At 43.1% G+C, this 17,643-nt stretch carries 9 protein-coding genes; 4 read left to right on the top strand and 5 right to left on the bottom strand.

Translation table 11 applies throughout. The features are described from left to right. Nucleotides 1-34: 34 nt before the first annotated feature. From ACE1B6_RS25405 to ACE1B6_RS25395, 3 genes are all read right to left on the bottom strand, one after another. Nucleotides 35-3,820 (bottom strand): GDSL-type esterase/lipase family protein, encoded by a 3,786-nt coding sequence (locus tag ACE1B6_RS25405; protein WP_413260077.1) that lies wholly within the window; start codon nt 3,818-3,820, stop codon nt 35-37. A 504-nt stretch (nt 3,821-4,324) separates the two neighbouring features. Continuing rightward, a complete protein-coding gene (wecB, locus tag ACE1B6_RS25400; RefSeq protein WP_413260076.1) occupies nt 4,325-5,452 on the bottom strand; it encodes a non-hydrolyzing UDP-N-acetylglucosamine 2-epimerase in 1,128 nt (375 codons plus the stop codon). A gap of 192 nt (nt 5,453-5,644) precedes the next feature. Further along, nucleotides 5,645-6,025, bottom strand: coding sequence for a hypothetical protein (locus tag ACE1B6_RS25395; RefSeq protein ID WP_413260075.1), 381 nt, complete (start codon nt 6,023-6,025; stop codon nt 5,645-5,647). A 485-nt stretch (nt 6,026-6,510) separates the two neighbouring features. Here ACE1B6_RS25395 and ACE1B6_RS25390 point away from each other — a divergent pair, with 485 nt between their 5' ends. Further along, a complete protein-coding gene (locus ACE1B6_RS25390; protein WP_459563098.1) occupies nt 6,511-8,037 on the top strand; it encodes a type IV pilus twitching motility protein PilT in 1,527 nt (508 codons plus the stop codon). 64 nt (nt 8,038-8,101) lie between these two features. Continuing rightward, nucleotides 8,102-8,869 carry a circadian clock KaiB family protein gene (locus ACE1B6_RS25385; RefSeq protein ID WP_459563101.1) on the top strand — a complete coding sequence of 256 codons (768 nt, stop codon included), beginning with the start codon at nt 8,102-8,104 and terminating at the stop codon, nt 8,867-8,869. A 320-nt stretch (nt 8,870-9,189) separates the two neighbouring features. Here the strand turns inward: ACE1B6_RS25385 and ACE1B6_RS25380 are convergent, their stop codons facing one another. Further along, a complete protein-coding gene (locus tag ACE1B6_RS25380; RefSeq protein WP_413260136.1) occupies nt 9,190-10,713 on the bottom strand; it encodes a thioredoxin-like domain-containing protein in 1,524 nt (507 codons plus the stop codon). A 182-nt stretch (nt 10,714-10,895) separates the two neighbouring features. Further along, nucleotides 10,896-12,353: a hypothetical protein gene (locus ACE1B6_RS25375; RefSeq protein ID WP_413260073.1), complete on the bottom strand. Its 1,458-nt coding sequence runs from the start codon at nt 12,351-12,353 to the stop codon at nt 10,896-10,898. Nucleotides 12,354-12,967: 614 nt separating this feature from the next. On the opposite strand from ACE1B6_RS25375, the gene psaA reads away from it, so the two are divergent. Both psaA and psaB read left to right on the top strand, forming a co-directional pair. After that, nucleotides 12,968-15,223, top strand: coding sequence for a photosystem I core protein PsaA (gene psaA, locus ACE1B6_RS25370; protein WP_413260072.1), 2,256 nt, complete (start codon nt 12,968-12,970; stop codon nt 15,221-15,223). A 128-nt stretch (nt 15,224-15,351) separates the two neighbouring features. Then, nucleotides 15,352-17,577: a photosystem I core protein PsaB gene (psaB, locus tag ACE1B6_RS25365; RefSeq protein WP_413260071.1), complete on the top strand. Its 2,226-nt coding sequence runs from the start codon at nt 15,352-15,354 to the stop codon at nt 17,575-17,577. Nucleotides 17,578-17,643 lie beyond the last annotated feature (66 nt).

Here is a 17,643-nt window from a genome sequence, read left to right as displayed (position 1 = left end):
CGTTAGTTTATGACTAACGCACCATCCCATTTGATTACAAAATCACAAAATCATCACCAGTAATACTATTAGCTTGAACACCAATTAAAGTTGCCAACAACTCATCAGTGTTAGTAACTTTAATCAAAGTATCATCTACATTACTACCTGTACCTTGGGAAATAGTTAACTCAGTGAAATTAAGATTACCAAGTAGACTTAAGCGATCGCTACCATCGACAAAATCAATAATCACATCCGCACCATTTCCACTACCCAACACAAACAAATCTGCACCACTACCACCAATCAAAGTATCGTTACCAGCACCCCCATTTAAAGTATCATCACCAACCAAACCATAAATAGTATCGTTAGCTGAAGTTCCCGTCAAACTATCAGCACCATCCGTACCATTAATTAAACTCACAGGCACAAACTCAATGTAATCTAATCGAGCAAATTCCGCTTGATTAAGAGTTCCAATGATTTCCACACTATCGCCTTGATTAATAAACAAACCATTAGCAATAGTTTGTGTTACCTTAGTCCGACTATCAATCCCACCCCAACCTAAGTTTTGATTCAAAACTCTTGAATCTATCTGACTACCAGCAATTTTAGTAGTAAGAGTCGATTCGCCATCATTCTCATCAAAAAAGCCCAGAATTACATCATAAGTCCCGCTAACACCACTAAAAGCACTACTCACCGAACCCGAAGCACTTTTATTCGCTAACAAACTCACCACTTTACCACCGGAAGCCGCAGATTGTGACTCCTCAGAATAACCAGTTTTTTGCATACTTTCCGCTTCCATACGGATAATAGTTCCCAGTTCCGGTTCCGGTTCTGGTTCAGGAACATTCACCTGAAAACTACCCAAATCACCCGATGGAATAGAGTTACCGTCTGTGTCTTCTACTTGACTACTAGCTAACGAAACCGTGTAACTACCATTATCTGCACTATCCCAACTTCCATCAGGCGCATCAATTCGATAAGTCGCCGTCCTTGGTGTACCATCACCACTAGAATCAACACTCACCAACTCAGCTAATTGACTAAAACCATTTGGTCCTGTTACCTGAATATCGGAACTATCAATGGTGGAAACATCAATTCCATCATCATCAGCATAAGTCACCGTAAAAGTATGAGTTGTCCCTTCACCTTGGGAAATATTATCTGCTGATAAAGTTGCGGTACTAAACTCATTTTTGGGAATAAATTCAATGTAGTCTATCCGGGCATATTCCGCAGCTTCAGCAATACCTTGAATTTTGATGAGATCGCCTTGATTGACATATAAATTAGTAGCAATGGTTTGTGTCACCATTGTCTGACTATCAATACCACCCCAACCTAAATTTTGATTCAAAACTCGCGAATCTATCTGAGTACCACCAATAGTAGTAATCAACTGCCCCTGTCCATCATTTTCATCAAAATAACGCAGAACTACATCATAAATGCCGCTAACGCCATTGAAAATCTTATCCAGAGTACCATTATTCAAGCCGTTCACTGGTAAACTCGCCAGTTTTCCACCAGAAGCTATTGAGTTTGACACCACAAAGTAATTACTAAATTGCATATCCTCAGCTTCAATGCGGATAGTAGTTCCTGGTTCCGGTTCCGGTTCTGGTTCAGGAACATTCACCTGAAAACTACCCAAATCACCCGATGGAATAGAGTTACCGTCTGTGTCTTCTACTTGACTACTAGCTAATGAAATCGTGTAACTACCATTATCTGCACTATCCCAACTTCCATCAGGCGCATTAATTCGATAAATCGCCGTCCTTGGTGTACCATCACCACTAGAATCAACACTCACCAATTGTGCTAATTGACTAAAACCATTTGGTCCTGTTACCTGAATATCGGAACTATCAATGGTGGAAACATCAATTCCATCATCATCAGCATAAGTCACCGTAAAAGTATGAGTTGTCCCTTCACCTTGGAAAATATTATCTGCTGATGAAGTTGCGGTACTAAACTCATCTTTGGGAATCAATTCAATATAATCAACCCGAGCAAATTCCCCGTTATTCAGCGTGCCGACAATTTCAATACTATCGCCTTGGTTGACATAGACACCAGTAGCAATAGTTTGTGTCACCATTGTTTGGCTACTAATCCCACTACTACCCAAATTTTGATTCAAAACTCTTGAATCGATTTGATTACCAGCAATTGTAGTTGTGAGAGTCGATTGTCCATCATTTTCATCAAACCAACGCAAAACGATGTCATAAACACCACTAGTACCATTGAAAGTCGTATTCACCTTACCAGAGGAGCTTCGAGTGGCAGCCAAACTTACCACTTCTCCACTAGAAGCTACAGAAACAGACTCCGTGGAAAAACCAGTTTTTTGCATATCCTCTGCTTCCAGGCGGATACCAATTACAGGTTCAGGAACATTCACCTGGAAAGTGCCCAAATCACCTGATGGAATAGAGTTATCGTCTGTGTCTTCTACTTGATTACTCCGCAACGAAACCGTGTAACTACCATTATCTTCATAATCCCAATTACCACCCGGAGCATTAATTCGATAAGTCGCCGTGCGTGGTGTACCATCATTACTAGAATCAACACTCACCAATTGTGCTAATTGACTAAAACCATTTGGCCCTGTTATGCGAATATCGGAACTATCAATGGTGGAAACATCAATTCCATCATTATCAGCATAAGTCACCGTAAAAGTATGAGTTGTCCCTTCATCTTGGGAAATATTATCTGCTGATAAAGTTGCAATGCTAAAGTTGCCTTTGGGAATCAATTCAATATAGTCAACCCGAGCAAATTCGTTCTGGTTAATTATTCCTTCAATTTCAATGGTTGTACCATTTTCGAGGGAGAAATTAGTAGCAACTGTTCGCCTTTGCAAAGTCTTGCTTTCAGCTATTGTACTACCTAGATTTTTGTTGAAAGTCCATTGGTCTAAGAGTTGACCTCCAGCTTTAAATGCTAAACTAGCTTGTCCATCATTTTCGTCATAAAAACCAACAACTATATCATAAGCTCCTGATGTTCCATTAAAGTTGAAACTCGCTTTACCTGTTGGATTATTACCAGAAAGACCGATTAGTTTTCTGCCTAAAGCACTGGTATTTTCAGTTTCAATTTTGTAATTTGTCAGGGTCATATCTTCAGCTTGAACCCGAATTTTTTGATCGAGTCCAAGAATCGGTACTAAAGCGTCATACCAGGCATTTCCCATTTTGACGTAGCCATCCAAACTGGGGTGAATGTCATCTGGTAAATCGCTCATCGTCAGTTTGTCAAACATATTGACAAAAGAAACTTTTTTGCCTTGGGAAGCTTTAGTATTGACAATGTTTGGAATAAATGAGTTATATGTTTTTACTTGCTGTAAATCTTGGGTTCTATTAATTGGTAGTATTGATGATACTAAAATTTGTGCATTTGGGGCTTTGCTGGTAATTTTGTCAATGATATCGCTGAGTCGATCGGGTGCAGTATTAAGTTGATAATCTTGCAAAACATCATTAGTGCCAATCTTTAATAACACTAAGTCTGGTGTATTAGCATTTAGCCAATCATCAATATCACCAACATCAGGTTCTGTGTCTCTTCCATAAAGAATTTGATCTGTTCTCCAACCCCGCATTCCCGCGTGATCTCTATCAATATTATTCGGCCCACTAGCTCTGGGACCGATGAAATCTACTGCTAAACCATCAGCGGCAAATAAATTCCATAATTCTGTACGGTAGCCGCCACTTTCCGTAAATGAACTATTACCAATAACTCCATGAGTAATGGAGTCACCGATATTCATAATTTTTAATGGGGTTGGCATTTTTTACTACTCCAAAAAGCTACTGTGTAAAAATTTCCGTGATAATACTTTCCAAGCTAAAAGCACTTGGATATAGGTAGACAAATACCCTGTTTTTGAGAAAGTAACTGGAAGTTGTTACGTAGTTACCGAATGTACTTTAACTGACATAGAAGTAACTGTGCTAGGTATAATCGCTATCTTCATTAACTCTTTGAAATTTGCCCTACTATTTCTACTTATTTATAAAGATTTAGTAAACTTTATTACTTTTTCAAATATGTGTATATTTTATGAGGAGGTTTAAAAATTTAATAAAGTTCGGGTATTTAGGAAAATAATAAATTTGTCTATCTACTTTTACTAAAAGGTAAGTAGTTAAGTTCTAACTATGGGCAAAGTATTTATTTGACTAAGAGAGAAATTCAGGAAGTGCCGGAAAGTTCTTGATCCTAAGAAAAGAAGCTGGTTCAAAGAAGAATATTTTCTTTACTACCTGCTACCTTTCCGACAAAACGTTCGGCTTTAGATCGATCGCTTTATATGAAAATATTTTGCAACTATTTGTAAAATGCGTTCTGCGGCATAACCATCGCCAAAAGGGTTAATGGCTGTTGCCATTGTTTGGTATTCTGCTTGGTTAGAGAGTAATGCGGTTGTGGTGTTGAGAATGCGATCGGGATCGGTGCCAATTAATTTGGCTGTACCAGCGGCGATCGCTTCTGGACGTTCTGTAGTTTCTCGCAAAACTAAAACTGGTTTTCCCAAACTCGGTGCTTCTTCCTGAAGTCCCCCAGAATCAGTTAATAATAAATAACAACCCTGAATTGCTGCTACTAATTCTCTATAATCCAACGGTTCTGTGAGAAAAACTCGCGGATGATTTCCCAAAATCTCCCTTAACGGTTCTCGCACTGTTGGATTACGATGTAGCGGTAATAATAAGGCTGTATCAGGAAATTTCTCTAAAACAAATAAGAAACCTTTAGCAATATCTTTTAATGGCTCGCCCCAATTTTCCCGCCGATGAACTGTTGCTAATAAGACGCGATATTTCTGCCAATCTAAGTTCGGAACATTACAAGTAGGATTTTCTTTAGCTACAGTTAATAACGCATCAATGACTGTATTCCCAGTTTGGTGAATTTCGCCTACTACTCCCGATCGTTGCAGATTTTCCACCGCTAAAGCAGTCGGCGCAAAATGTAACTGGGTAATTTGGGAAATTAACCTGCGATTCGCTTCTTCTGGATAAGGATTAAACAGGTCATCTGTTCGTAATCCCGCCTCCACATGACCGACCGGAATCTTTTGGTAAAATGCAGCTAACGCCGCTGCAAAAGCTGTGGTAGTGTCTCCCTGAACGATCGCTAAATCCGGCTGTACCTCTCTAAATAAACTTTCCAACCCTGACAAACTGCGACAAGTAATATCCGTCAGCGTTTGCTGATGTTGCATAATTTCTAAATCGCGATCGGCATTAATTTGAAACAAGTCCATTACTTGTTCCACCATTTCTCGATGCTGACCCGTTAACACTACTTGCGTCTCAAAATCAGGCGATCGTTTAAACTGTCGAATTACCGGAGCTAACTTAATCGCTTCTGGTCGCGTTCCTAAAATAATACAAACTTTATAGCGAGATTCAGACATAGAAAACTCAGCTTAATTACATCAGGTAAACTACCCAATCCTATATCCTATAACAACAGCTAAGCTGAATCTTAATATTGCTCCCTCCCCGCTACCTTCCACCTTCTAAGTTTCTGCTGTGCTTTATTCCCATGAAAAAACCCGGCTGCTACCGGGCCTTAGAACCGCTATAAAAACGGCTAGCTAGGGTCCTTAAATGGAAGACTCTATATCGCAAGTCAATGGACAAGCAGCATATACAGAACTATGACTTGGATTTTCGTCTCCACGTAGCCAACTTAACCAAGAAACTTCTTGGGGATTCACACCTTTAAAAGAAAGCATGGCTGCGCCAGCAATAATTGTTAACACATTTAATCCAATTAAACCGCCTGCAACCAGTAATACTGCACTAACTGGCATGATTGATTGTAGAGCGATCGACAACACAGATCCCACTAGCACCATTAACATCACGATCGGGAAACCCACCACCAGCAAGCAAACCGATAACGTAAACGTCCAAATCAAGAAGCTTTTAATGGTGCTAAATGAATAAGACTTGGTTGAGTTGAGGCTTTTTGCTAAAACCATACCCATCTCTCCTTGAGTAATCTCAAATTATTGGACTTGGCTAAAATCTCGTACTGTGCATCCCAGTTTCTTTACCGGGTGGTTTTAAGTATATATTAAAGTTTCCGTGAAGATGAGCGATCGTTCAACAAACTTTACATTCACCAGTTGCCATTTATGTTCTGACAAAGCTCTCATAAACTTTTAGCTCAAGTTGCTAATAAACCAACTAATTTAGAAGTCCCGCTTATCAGTAGCATCTGTCCACAGGTAGACCCTGCCTTAAACCTAGCTCCTGCCAAGCTAGTCACTCACCCAAGAATCATAGTCTTAACATTTCTTATAACTTGTGATAGTTGCTCTCATAATTTGGTAACTTTACCTAATCTTTAAAATTTAATGTTGCTCAACCGCAATTTTTGGGAAAACTTCATATAGAGAGATACGGGTCTGTCGGCTCTATCCTAAAGACCAAAGTTTCCTATTCTCGTAAATTCAAAAAACTTATGACAGAATCAAACCGCCCACCAATGCCTCCTCCACCCGGTTCTCGCCCCCAACCTCCCGGAGGAGTGCCGCCAGCCGCCAGGAGAGTGCCACCCGCACAAGCAACTCCCGGAGCAGCCCAGCGGTATAGCGATGAAACCATGCCCTTACCTCCCAGTGCCAGGACACCCGGAGTACCACCAACCAACCCAGGTGTACCTCCTCGCACTCCCGGCGCAGGGGCAACACATCAGCAAGTGGCGCGGATGCAGGGTGCAGGGGCAACACAACAAGCATCACGAATGCAAAGTGCAGGAGCAACCCAAGCAACTCAACAATTATCATCAGCACCAACACAAACAATCCCCCCTGCTGGACAGCCCAGAGTACAGCAAACTCCCCCGCCATCAATGGCACCACCATCAGCACCACCATCAGCGCCACCCGTTTCAGTTCGATCGCCAGAAACTTCTTACTCAGCGGGAGGGCAACTGACTCTGCTGGAAATCGTCAAAAAAGCCTTTGATGAGGGGATTTCTGACATTCACGTTGGCGTAGGCGAATCGCCCCGCTACCGGAAACGCGGCGACATCATCACCACAGATTGGCCCGTTACTGATGAAGCCACATTTATGAGTTGGCTACAAGAAGTCCTAACTGACGACGACATTCGCAAATTTGAAGAAACCTTAGACTTTGACGGAGTTACCCAATACGAATTCTCTCGCGCCCGGATTAACGTTTTCGGCTCAATGAGAGGGCCAGCAATGGTCATGCGCTTGATTCCCAACAACATCTTAACGATGGAGCAATTAAACTTGCCTCCAGTATTTAAAGATGTCTGCCACTACCACAAAGGCTTTATCTTAGTTACAGGGCCAACAGGTTCCGGTAAATCTACCACAATGGCGGCAATGGTGGATTACATGAACAAGAATATGGCAAGGCATATCATTAGTATTGAAGACCCAATTGAATTCGTACACACCAGTCGGAAAAGCTTAATTAAACACCGGGAAGTAGGAATACACACCAAGAAATTCGATAATGCTTTGAAAGCAGCTTTGCGGGAAGACCCAGATTTAATTATCGTTGGTGAAATGCGGGATAAAGAGACAGTAAACACCGCCCTCAAAGCCGCACAAACAGGTCACTTGGTTATGGGAACATTGCACACCAATAGTGCAGTAAAAACCATTGAACGGATACTTAACCTTTACAGTGCTGAAGAACAACAATCAATGAAAGTTGCTTTGGCAGAATCTTTAGTGTCTATTATCGCTCAGGGATTGTGCAAAACTACAGACGGCAAACGTGCTGCTTATCACGATATCCTGATCAATACCGAGGCGATTAAAGAATACATTGTCCAAGGTAAGTATGAAGAAATTACTGGGATAATGCTGAAGTCCAAATTCGACGGAATGCAAACGATGAACCAAGCACTCTTAGCTTTGTATCAAGAAGGTCGCATTACCGAAGAAGAAGCTTTGGAAAAATCACCCACTCCTAACGAAATGGCTCAGTTTCTCCGAGGTCGTGTTTAGCACTAAAATTAGAAAGACAAAAGAAATGATAAATTCTCTTCTTTTGTCTTTCTCCTTTTTCTGAATAGTTGCCTTGAACCCAAATCATTCTCAGTTACCGGAACTTTTTAAAGGTATTGCACTGTTTACCCCAGGTGGAGATCTCATTTATTGCATTGACCCTAATAAACAAGGTCGATGGCATTTAGATTTATGTGCTGGGTTACAGGAAATGCTGGGGCTATCAGAACCTCCGCATTTTTTAGTACCTTGCTACACGGCTACTATTGATAAATGGTTAGACCCCAGAAGCCAAGAATTAAAAGTTTCTGCGGAAGCTTATCCTTTAGTAATGCGACATCAAGCGTTACTAAATGTAGTTTTTGGCATTGATAATTTAGTTTGGCAAGTTGCACCTTGGCAAGAAGGTCTTTGTGATTCGATCGTTTTGGGTACTTACCGGGAAAATTTTCCTCAACTTTGGGAGGAAAATGATCTAGTGGTGCGTTTTGAAAGGAATGGTTTAATTAATTATTTTCAACCCAAAAACGATGAATCTCGGACTTTGCCTCCAGAATCTCAAGGTTATGTGTTGCGTTTGTTTGTGTCTAATTACAGTGCTGCTACAGAGAGGATTTTGCAAAATTTATATCAATTGTTAGAAGAGTCTCTTAATTGTCCTTATACTTTAAAGGTAATTGATGTTTTTAAACATCCAGAACAGGCAGAGGCAGATCAAGTGTCTGCTACTCCGACTTTAGTAAAAGTTTGGCCTCGACCAATTAAAAGAATTGTTGGTGAAATAGAAGATATGAATAAGATTTTACGGTTATTGTTGCCTCCAGATGCTTAGTTTTCGGAAGCTTGAAGGCAAGAAAGCAGAAAGTAAAATTGCTGATTTTTTTGCTGTTGGGTGTCAAATATAGAACTTACGCACTCAAGTCCCCCAACCCCCTTACCAAGGGGGCTTGAGAATCCCCCCCTTTGGTAAGTGGGGCTAGGGGGGATCGGGGTTTCAGGCTGAGAGTGCGTAAGTCCTAAAATATTTTCCACACTCGATCGAGATCTGCTAACTGTTTATTCATCTGAGAGTAAGGAGTCAGACCACGACTTACCAATTCCGACGGCATCAACTGCTGGAAATGGCAAACATTTGAAGTCGATCCGACAAACCTAAGTTGTTTTGGGGAGGCAAACATCAGGGGGACAGAGGTTAGGAAATTGCATTGTAGTTACCTTCAATTTATCCAGTTCTACCCGCCGAATTACATGATTGTTAGTATCAGCAATAAATAGGAAAAAACCTACGGCACTTAAACCACTTGGCTCAAAAAATCGCGTGTTTTTCCCTTGACCATCTTCATGTCCGGCAACTCCATCTCCTAACATAGTTTCACACTTACCTGTGTGAGGGTCTACTCGCTTAATTTTGTGATTGTAAGTATCAGCTATCCAAAGATAATCGGGGATATATTTTACTCCTAAACAATGTTGTAATCTGACTTCGGAACCTATACCGTCAACGTCACCAAATCCAAATAATTCTCCACTTCCACAAACTGTTCTGACTTCTTGTAAGTCAGCTAATCCAACTGCCCGAATTGAACTAATTTCGCTATCGGCGATGTATAATTCTCTGCGATCGCTAGTAATCCCGCTAGGCTGAGCAAAAGCTGCGTTAGTCAAGGAACCATCAACACAACCTTCTCCACCTGTACCCGCATAAGTGCGAATTACACCTGTTTCTAGTTGCATTTCCCAAATTTGATGGGGTCCTGCCATTGCAATATATAAGCTATTGTCGATTTTTTCTAAATCCCAAGGGGAATTAAGGGCGGTTTCTAAGGCTTGTCCACTGTGGGGACGAATATAATGTCCTTGTTCGCCTGTGCCTGCGATCGTAATTACTTGTTGATTTTTTAAGTTTACTTGACGTAATGTATGGTTTTCTGTATCAGCAACGTAGAGAATTTGTTGTTCTTCGTCTAATGCCATTCCTTGCGGGGCAAAAAATTGTGCTTCTGTAAAATTACCATCAGTTAAGCCAGATTTTCCATTACCAATTATGTGTAATAGTTCGCCTTCTAATGTGGTAACAACTATGCGATGATGTCCTGTATCAGCAATAAACAGGCGATTTTTTTCTCCATCGGCTAACACTTTTCCGGGAAAAGCTAATGGGGTGGTCAAGGGTTGTTTTTGTTTTTCTAAGTTAAATGATATTTCTGAAAAATCGATCGCTCCCTTTTTCTGATAATCTTGGATCGTTTGCGCGATTAAATTGTCTAAAGCTTCCCGGTTGCCTTCTCCAGATGCGCTACCTACATAATAACCTTCGGGATCGATCGCGACTAAAGTAGGCCAAGCACGCACGGCATATTGTTGCCAAATGTAAAAGTCTCTATCTACTATTACTGGATGTTCGATGTCATAACGGAGAATGGCTTGACGAATATTTTCTATTTCTTGTTCGTTATCGAATTTGGCGGAGTGAACGCCGATAACAGTGAGAATATCTTGGTATTTCTGCTCTAAATATTTTAAGTCGGGCAGGACGTGCAAGCAGTTAATACAGCAATAAGTCCAAAAATCTAAAATTATGATTCGCCCTTTTAGTTCCTTTAAGGATAAGGGGCGATCGGTATTTAGCCAAGCAAAATTTTCGGGTAACTCTGGTGCTCTGACGCGAGGTGCCATAGTTTCTCCTTTTGTAAGGGCGATCGCATCTCTACTTAGCCTATCACTCAATTTGACCAACACCGATAATTGCAAATAATACCCATCAAAAAAGGAGGTCACTCAACTCCTCTTTCGATGGAAAAATATTCCTGAAAGTAACTAACTATTCAACTGGAACATTTGATTGTACAATCTCTTCTTTATTCTCCCGCATTTGCAGGACTTCCTTCTGAAACAGGCGGTTGAGATTCTAGTTCCATCATTGGTTTTTCTACAGGAATAATTGGGAAACTAGGTTCAGATTTCTTTTTATTCCCCGGTAACTCGAAACGTTCCAACAGCTTTCTAAAATTAAACCTTTTTGATTTGTTAACAGGTTGTGTCTCAGTTACTTCGGCTGGACTTTTCTCTTCCCAAGTTGGCGTAGCTTCCACCTTGGTTTCCGCGACAGTTTCTTCTGAAGGTGCTGATACTTCCTGAATTATCGGTTCTGGAGTCGGAGTTTCCGTCGCTTCCGGTAAAGGTTCCGTTTCTACTTCCGCTTCAGTTTCTGGAACTGCTGTCACTTCCGGTTCTGGAGTTAAAATTTCCGTTGTTTCCGGTAAAGGTTCCGGTTCTACTTCCGCTTCAGTTTCTGGAACTGATGTAGTAACAGGAGTTTCTTCTACATTAGTAACTTCTGGTTCAGGAGTTGGTGAAGTTTCTGGTACTTCAACTACATAATTAGGATCGATGATGCCACGAACATCGGCAACTGAAAGTTCGCCTCTTACTAATTGGGAAAGGGTATCTTCGCCGTTAGGTTCGTAGTTCAACAGCCGCACGGTACTGTTATAAACATTTTTTAAGGGATTGCCTTGTTCGTTTAGTAATTCTAATTTGACCCAATTTTTTCCCGGTTTAAAGCCTTGGAGATAGATTGGTTGCCATTTATCAATGATGAAGCTTTTACCATTGACGGTGCAGCGAATTTGCCAATCGGCAATTTCGTCATCGGGACTTTTTTGGGCTATCAAATGTGAAGGCGCATTGGTGAGGTAGAAATCTAGCATGATAGGTTCTGCACCGTAGCTACCTTGAGGAAGGCTGTAAGTTAGCAAGGGTTGTGCCGGATTAGGGTTATTTTCGTTAGTTTTGGTAAAAATATGGAAAGTAGTTTGGCTGTAAGCACCTTCGTTTTTAAAGCTTTCATGCCAAGGGCGAGAGGCGAAAACCCTAATGGTGTGTGTACCTGGGGCTAAGTCGGAAAAAACTAAGGGTTCGTGAAGGTCATAAACTGCTTGGTAGGGTTGGTTGTCTAGAAAGACTTGCAGGTGTGGCCCTAATCCCAGTTGAGAATTTTTGAATATGGGTAAATTTTGAACCTGAAATTTTACTGTAACGCTGTTGTCCTCTAAAATTTCGTCTGGTTGGGGACTAAGTATGCTGAGTTGCGGTTGGTAACTTTCTAATCCTTGACGCAGTTCTTGAATAATTTCGGGAGGGGAAACTTCTGCAATGTTTTTTCCTATAGTTAACCCAGATTCAGATCTATATTTATCCTGTTCTTTGGTGAGGGATTGATTGGCGCAGCTTACTAAATTCAGCATTAGGGCTGCTGCCAATAAGAAACTTAATAGCTGTTTTGTCTTTAAGAGTCGCCAATTTTGCGTATACACCTTTTAATACTCCTAAACAACCAATAATAGACTTCTCAGCAAGCCATTCATTTGAGACTATAGCCCAAAACGGCTCAATAGCTTACGGTTTGACGGTTAATCACCGATTAACCTTATTGTTAAACATTACTAATTTTTGAGTTTTGTAAACTAAATCGACACACCCCTTGACTTTTTTCCCAAGAGTTATAGGGTAAAAGCTAGCAGGTGTCTATGCTCTAGGTTATTTGAATTATTGTTAACTAGTTTTAGAAAGAAGAGGAAGCTAGTCCTATAATTCATCAAAAGGAACTACTCCCTGCCAAACACAGGCAAGCCAAAAGCTAAAAGTACTGATTTGGTAATTCTTTCTGAGAAGAGGGGTAGCCTGGAGAAACCGAAAGTCTAGGTAATTTCCGAAAACTGAGGAAAATACTTTAGTCTAGAGGTGAAAAAACTGCGGTAGTGCAATCCGTGGTTAAAGCTCGTGGAGTCCGACGGTGCGCCGGGACAAAGAAGCGAGAAGCCCGAACAAACCTGAAAAGGTGAGAGAGGGAAGCACGACACCTAAAACCTCAAAATAGATTCAAACGGGGTAAACCTCGTGCCTTAGTTAAAGAGAGAGGAGAGTCTTCATGACGATAAGTCCTCCAGAGCGAGAGGCAAAGGTAAGGGTGGTAGTTGATAATGATCCAGTACCTACTTCGTTTGAGAAGTGGTCGCAGCCTGGACATTTCGATCGCACCTTATCCAAAGGGCCCAAAACCACAACCTGGATTTGGAACCTACACGCTAACGCCCACGACTTCGATAGTCATACCAGTGACCTAGAAGATGTATCTCGGAAGATCTTCAGCGCTCACTTCGGTCACTTGGCAGTAATTTTTGTCTGGTTAAGCGGCATGTATTTTCATGGCGCTAAATTCTCCAACTACGAAGCTTGGTTAGCCAACCCGACTGGGATTAAACCCAGTGCTCAGGTGGTTTGGCCGATCGTAGGTCAGGAAATTTTAAATGCCGATGTAGGCGGTGGATTCCACGGGATTCAGATTACCTCTGGGTTCTTCTATATCTGGCGGGCTGCTGGCTTTACCAATAGCTTCCAGCTATACTGCACTGCAATTGGTGGGCTAGTAATGGCAGCTTTGATGCTATTTGCTGGCTGGTTCCACTATCACAAACGCGCTCCAAAGCTGGAATGGTTCCAGAATGCGGAGTCGATGTTGAACCATCACCTAGCAGGGTTGTTGGGTTGTGGCTCTTTGGGTTGGGCTGGACACCAAATTCACGTTTCTCTGCCAATCAATAAACTCTTAGATGCTGGGGTAGCTCCAAAAGATATTCCTCTGCCTCATGAGTTCATCCTGAATAAGGATTTGATGACAGAGTTGTATCCTAGCTTTGCCCAAGGTTTAGCGCCATTCTTTACCTTGAACTGGGGAGTTTATTCCGACTTCCTCACCTTCAAAGGTGGATTGAACCCGGTAACAGGTGGCTTGTGGTTGTCTGATACAGCACATCACCACGTAGCGATCGCGGTTCTGTTCATCATCGCTGGACATATGTACCGGACAAACTGGGGCATCGGTCACAGCATGAAGGAAATCTATGAAGCGCACAAAGGTCCCTTTACTGGCGAAGGTCATAAAGGTATCTATGAAACCTTCACGACTTCTTGGCACATTGAGCTAGCCTGGAACTTAGCTTTGATGGGTTCTTTATCCATCATTGTCGCTCAACATATGTATTCGATGCCGCCTTATCCATACTTGGCGACCGACTATGCTACCCAGCTGTCGATCTTCACACACCATATGTGGATTGGTGGTTTCTTAATCGTAGGTGGAGCGGCTCACGCAGCCATTTTTATGGTGCGCGACTACGATCCGGCAATGCACCAAAACAATGTCCTGGATCGGTTCATTCGTCATCGGGACGCAATTATTTCCCACTTGAACTGGGTATGTATGTTCTTGGGCTTCCATAGCTTCGGCTTATACGTCCACAACGACACCATGCGTGCGTTTGGTCGTCCCCAAGATACTTTCTCTGATACTGGCATTCAATTACAACCAGTATTTGCTCAATGGGTGCAAAACCTGCACACATTGGCTCCAGGCGGTACCGCACCAAATGCGTTACAACCTGCTAGCTATGCCTTCGGCGGCGATGTAGTTGCCGTAGGTGGCAAAGTGGCAATGATGCCCATTGCCTTGGGTACGGCAGACTTCTTGGTACACCATATTCATGCGTTTACCATCCACGTCACCGTGCTGATCCTGCTCAAGGGCGTACTATTCGCTCGTAGCTCTCGTCTGATTCCAGACAAGGCAAACTTAGGCTTCCGTTTCCCCTGCGACGGTCCTGGTCGTGGCGGCACCTGCCAAGTATCTGGTTGGGACCACGTATTCTTGGGACTGTTCTGGATGTATAACTGCATCTCGGTTGTGATCTTCCACTTCAGCTGGAAAATGCAATCAGATGTTTGGGGTACTGTAGCTCCAGATGGCACAGTTTCTCACATCACAGGTGGTAACTTTGCTCAAAGCGCGATTACAATCAACGGTTGGTTGCGCGATTTCTTGTGGGCGCAAGCCTCTCAAGTGATTAACTCCTACGGTTCGGCTCTGTCAGCTTACGGCTTACTGTTCTTAGGCGCTCACTTTGTTTGGGCATTCAGCCTGATGTTCTTATTCAGTGGTCGTGGTTACTGGCAAGAGTTGATCGAATCGATTGTTTGGGCTCACAATAAACTGAAAGTGGCTCCTTCGATTCAGCCTCGCGCTCTGAGTATTATTCAGGGTCGTGCAGTAGGGGTGGCTCACTACCTCTTAGGAGGAATTGTCACCACATGGGCGTTCTTCCTAGCTCGCTCGCTGTCTTTAGGATAAGAGCACGGAAACAGCTTCTGGGTTTTGAGTTACCAAGTTTTGTCTTAACTCAAAATTGCAGAATTCAGAACCCAGAAGCTTAGTACGTCGTTGATGATTTAAGCAAGATCAAGCATTCATCAAGGCTTATGGCAACAAAATTCCCCAAATTTAGCCAAGACCTTGCTCAAGACCCGACTACTCGTCGGATTTGGTACGGGATTGCTACAGCCCACGACTTTGAAAGCCATGATGGCATGACGGAGGAAAATCTTTATCAAAAGATCTTCGCCTCCCACTTCGGTCACATCGCAATCATTTTCCTGTGGACCTCCGGTAACCTGTTCCACGTTGCTTGGCAAGGCAACTTTGAACAGTGGATCAAAGATCCGCTAAACGTCCGTCCCATTGCTCACGCGATTTGGGACCCCCAATTCGGTAAACCAGCGGTTGAAGCATTCACCCAAGCTGGTGCTAACTATCCAGTAGATATTTCCTACTCAGGTGTTTATCACTGGTGGTACACCATCGGGATGCGGACAAACGGCGACCTGTACCAAGGTGCGTTGTTCTTACTGCTGTTGGCAGCTGTATTCCTGTTCGCAGGTTGGTTGCACTTACAGCCGAAGTTCCGCCCCAGCTTGTCTTGGTTTAAGAATGCTGAATCTCGTCTGAACCACCACTTGGCTGGTCTGTTCGGTGTGAGCTCTCTAGCTTGGGCTGGTCACTTGATCCACGTTGCCATCCCCGAATCTCGCGGACAGCACGTAGGTTGGGATAACTTCCTGAGCACCATGCCTCACCCAGCTGGTCTAATGCCCTTTTTCACTGGAAATTGGGGAGTTTACGCAGCTTCTCCAGATACTGCTAATCATGTATTTGGTACAGCAACGGGTTCTGGTACGGCAATCTTGACTTTCTTGGGTGGTTTCCATCCTCAGACTCAATCCATGTGGTTAACAGATATTGCACATCACCATTTGGCGATCGCAGTTCTGTTTATCGTCGCTGGTCATATGTACCGGACGAACTTCGGGATTGGTCACAGCATCAAAGACATGATGAATGCCAAGGATTTCTTTGGCACCAAAGTTGAAGGGCCGTTCAATATGCCTCACCAAGGCATTTACGACACCTATAACAACTCTCTGCACTTCCAATTGGGTTGGCACCTGGCTTGCTTGGGTGTAATTACCTCTCTGGTGGCGCAACATATGTACTCGTTGCCTCCCTACGCTTTCATGGCGCAGGACTACACAACACAAGCAGCGTTGTACACTCACCACCAATATATTGCTGGTTTTCTCATGGTTGGTGCTTTCGCCCACGGAGCTATCTTCTGGGTGCGGGACTATGACCCCGAGCAAAACAAAGGCAACGTATTGGATCGCGTGTTGCAACACAAAGAAGCCATTATCTCTCACCTGAGTTGGGTTTCTCTGTTCCTGGGCTTCCACACCCTCGGTTTGTATGTACATAACGATGTAGTGGTTGCTTTCGGTACTCCTGAGAAGCAAATCCTGATTGAGCCTGTATTCGCTCAGTTCATTCAGGCGGCTCACGGTAAAGTGTTGTATGGCATGGACACTCTGTTGTCCAATCCAGATAGTATTGCTTCTACTGCTTGGCCCAATCACGGTAACGTTTGGCTACCTGGCTGGTTGGATGCAATTAACTCTGGCACCAACTCTCTGTTCTTAACTATTGGCCCTGGCGATTTCTTGGTACACCATGCGATCGCACTCGGCTTGCACACCACCACCTTAATCTTGGTTAAAGGTGCGTTGGATGCACGGGGATCTAAGCTGATGCCCGACAAGAAAGACTTCGGCTATGCCTTCCCTTGCGATGGCCCTGGTCGTGGTGGTACTTGCGACATCTCTGCTTGGGACTCTTTCTACCTCGCTATGTTCTGGATGCTGAATACCATTGGTTGGGTAACCTTCTACTGGCACTGGAAGCATCTGGGTATTTGGCAAGGCAACGTAGCTCAGTTCAATGAGTCTTCTACTTACCTCATGGGCTGGTTGCGTGATTACCTCTGGCTGTACTCTGCTCAGTTGATCAACGGGTACAACCCCTACGGCATGAACAACCTGGCAGTCTGGTCTTGGATGTTCCTCTTCGGACACTTAGTTTGGGCTACTGGCTTCATGTTCTTGATTAGCTGGCGCGGTTACTGGCAAGAGTTGATCGAAACCCTAGTTTGGGCGCACGAACGTACTCCTCTGGCGAACTTAGTTCGTTGGAAAGACAAGCCAGTTGCTTTGTCGATCGTTCAAGCTCGTTTGGTTGGTTTAGCTCACTTCGCTGTGGGTTATGTCCTCACCTACGCAGCCTTTGTAATTGCCTCTACTGCTGGTAAGTTCGGTTGATGGGAGTTAACTGAAAATCGCCTCGTAGTTAGGTAATTAAATAAATCCCCTGCCCTTTGGGTGGGG

This window comes from Floridaenema fluviatile BLCC-F154, assembly GCF_041929135.1.
Classification (GTDB): Bacteria; Cyanobacteriota; Cyanobacteriia; order Cyanobacteriales; family Aerosakkonemataceae; genus Floridanema; species Floridanema fluviatile.
This window is presented reverse-complemented; position numbering and strand designations above follow the sequence as displayed.

Coding starts and splice junctions, on each gene's coding strand:
- ACE1B6_RS25405 (WP_413260077.1), bottom strand. CDS start 3,820: ATGCCAACCCCATTAAAAATTATGAATATCGGTGACTCCATTACTCAT.
- wecB (WP_413260076.1), bottom strand. CDS start 5,452: ATGTCTGAATCTCGCTATAAAGTTTGTATTATTTTAGGAACGCGACCA.
- ACE1B6_RS25395 (WP_413260075.1), bottom strand. CDS start 6,025: ATGGTTTTAGCAAAAAGCCTCAACTCAACCAAGTCTTATTCATTTAGC.
- ACE1B6_RS25390 (WP_459563098.1), top strand. CDS start 6,511: ATGACAGAATCAAACCGCCCACCAATGCCTCCTCCACCCGGTTCTCGC.
- ACE1B6_RS25380 (WP_413260136.1), bottom strand. CDS start 10,713: ATGGCACCTCGCGTCAGAGCACCAGAGTTACCCGAAAATTTTGCTTGG.
- psaA (WP_413260072.1), top strand. CDS start 12,968: ATGACGATAAGTCCTCCAGAGCGAGAGGCAAAGGTAAGGGTGGTAGTT.
- psaB (WP_413260071.1), top strand. CDS start 15,352: ATGGCAACAAAATTCCCCAAATTTAGCCAAGACCTTGCTCAAGACCCG.